Annotated in this window: 3 protein-coding genes; 2 read left to right on the top strand and 1 reads right to left on the bottom strand. The window is 68.1% G+C overall.

Annotation, left to right across the window (positions count from 1 at the left end; all coding sequences use genetic code 11):
- Positions 1 to 183: 183 nt before the first annotated feature.
- Positions 184 to 861, top strand: a complete 678-nt coding sequence (locus AC1DO7_RS41115) for a sensor domain-containing diguanylate cyclase (protein WP_441615313.1) — start codon at positions 184 to 186, stop codon at positions 859 to 861.
- 169 nt (positions 862 to 1,030) lie between these two features.
- Positions 1,031 to 1,450: a hypothetical protein gene (locus AC1DO7_RS41110; protein WP_441615311.1), complete on the top strand. Its 420-nt coding sequence runs from the start codon at positions 1,031 to 1,033 to the stop codon at positions 1,448 to 1,450.
- A gap of 24 nt (positions 1,451 to 1,474) precedes the next feature.
- Here AC1DO7_RS41110 and AC1DO7_RS41105 read toward each other — a convergent pair whose 3' ends face one another.
- Complete coding sequence (locus tag AC1DO7_RS41105) at positions 1,475 to 1,657, bottom strand: hypothetical protein (protein ID WP_441615310.1); 183 nt, start codon at positions 1,655 to 1,657, stop codon at positions 1,475 to 1,477.
- Between the last annotated feature and the right edge of the window lie 260 nt (positions 1,658 to 1,917).

Raw genomic sequence — 1,917 nt, 5'->3', positions numbered from 1 at the left:
GTGCTATATGCTGGCCAGCCAGATGCGCCAGCTGGAATCCGACTACGCCGCGCGCCAGCGTGCACGGCTGCCCGAGGTGGAGAACTATCGGGCGCGCAACCGCTACCTGCGTGACCAGATGGCGCGGCTGCGCTGCTGAGCAGCCCGCGCGTGCGGTGCCGGATGTCCATTTGAAGGCGGTGATTGATTACAATCTGCGGCTGCCAGGCCGATATCATCCGCTTCTATGCCGGCTGCCCGCTGGCGGTGGCCAACGGCAGCAAGCTGGGCACCTTGTGCCTGATCGACGTGCAGCCGCGCGAGTTTGGCGAAGATGACCGCGCCCTGCTGCGCGACCTGGCGCGCATGGCCGAGCAGGAACTCGCCGCCCTGCAGCTCGCCACCATGGACGAACTCACGCTGCTGTCCAACCGCCGCGGCTTCTCCGCGCTGGCCCAGCACGCGCTCAACGTCTGCACGCGCCTGGAAAAGCCCGCCACGCTGCTGTTCTTCGACATGGACGGCTTCAAGGCCATCAACGACCGCTTCGGCCATGCCGAGGGCGACCGCGCGCTCAATGCTTTCGCCGCCGAACTGCGCCATTGCCTGCGCGACTCCGACGTGATCGGCCGCCTGGGCGGCGACGAATTCGTGGCGCTGCTGACCAGCACCGACGCGGCCGCCTGCGAGGCCACGCTGAGCCGGCTGCGGGCGGGCGTGGCCGCGCAGAACCTGCAGGCCGCGCGCGGCTATGACATCGAGTTCAGCGTGGGCTCCATCGTCTTCGATGCGGGCCGGCACAACGGCATCGCCGCGCTGCTGGGCGAGGCCGACACAGCGATGTATGCGAACAAGGCGCTGCGCAAGGCCGCACGGCGCTGACCGCCGGCCCGCGGGCGCCAGGTCCTACCACAGTGCGCGCCGTGCTGGATGCCTCGGCTGCATCACTGTGTCGGGACTGCCTCGCTCTCTTCATGCCCCTCCCGCCGGGCAGGCAGCCCTGCCTATACTGGCATGCGGGCCGCACGGCCGCTAGCAACGGAGAAGGGATATGCCGAACGAACAATTCCTCGCCAAGCAGGAAGACCGCCGCAGCGGGCTACGCGCATTGCGCGCCGCGCTGCTCAAGGTGCACAAGGAGGTGATTGCGCTGGGCCGCGTGGAGTACGAGCGCCTGCACGGCCCGATCCCTGCCGGCCTGTTCGTGCAGGTTGTGACCGAGGAGACGTATTTTCGCTGGCTCGATCCGCTCTCGCGCCTGATCATCGAGATCGACGAGGAACTGGATGCGCCCGAGCATCACGACGAAACCTGCCGCGCCGTGGCCGCCGCCACCGAAAAACTGTTTGGCGCGCAAGGCGAGCCCGTCTTTCGCGACCGCTACCAGCAGGCCCTGCAGGACGAATCCGGCGTGATCGTTGCCCACGGGCAACTGATGAAGGTCATCGGCCAGCTGCGCACGCTGGCCTGAGGGGGCCGGGCACGGCCCCCGCTTCTACTTGCCGTGCGCGGTGTCGACGGAAATCGGGTCGCTGGCCGGGAAGGTCTCGCGCAGGGCTTCGTCCAGTTCATCTTCCTGATGGTCCGCGCCTGGCTCCGGGGTGCCCTTGCCAGGCACAGGCGCCTGCTTGGCGGGCTTGGGTGGCGCCGGCTGTTTCGGCGAGACGGGCTTGGTCATGGCCTGATCCTGGGCAAGGGAGATGAGCCTTGATCTTAGAAGGCTTTGCAGCGAGATGCCAATCGCGGCGCCCCGCGGCCTCCACGGCCACGCCACTGCGGCCACTGCGGCCTCGATGCGCCGTACCGCCGTACCACAGTACAAGCGGACGATCATGCCGATCATGCGATGCCCTCCCGCGAGGCCACCGAGCCGCTGCCGCGCAACCAGGCTTGCATGAGGAAATCCGCCTCCGCATGGGTGGCAATGCAGGGCAGGCC

The organism is Cupriavidus sp. 05N40 (assembly GCF_056397305.1).
Note: the sequence above shows the minus strand (reverse complement) of the source record. Positions and strands in the feature narration are given on the sequence as shown.

What these genes read in the sequence shown, in the direction of transcription:
- AC1DO7_RS41105 (WP_441615310.1), bottom strand. Translation starts at nt 1,657, where the DNA reads ATGACCAAGCCCGTCTCGCCGAAACAGCCGGCGCCACCCAAGCCCGCC.
- AC1DO7_RS41110 (WP_441615311.1), top strand. Translation starts at nt 1,031, where the DNA reads ATGCCGAACGAACAATTCCTCGCCAAGCAGGAAGACCGCCGCAGCGGG.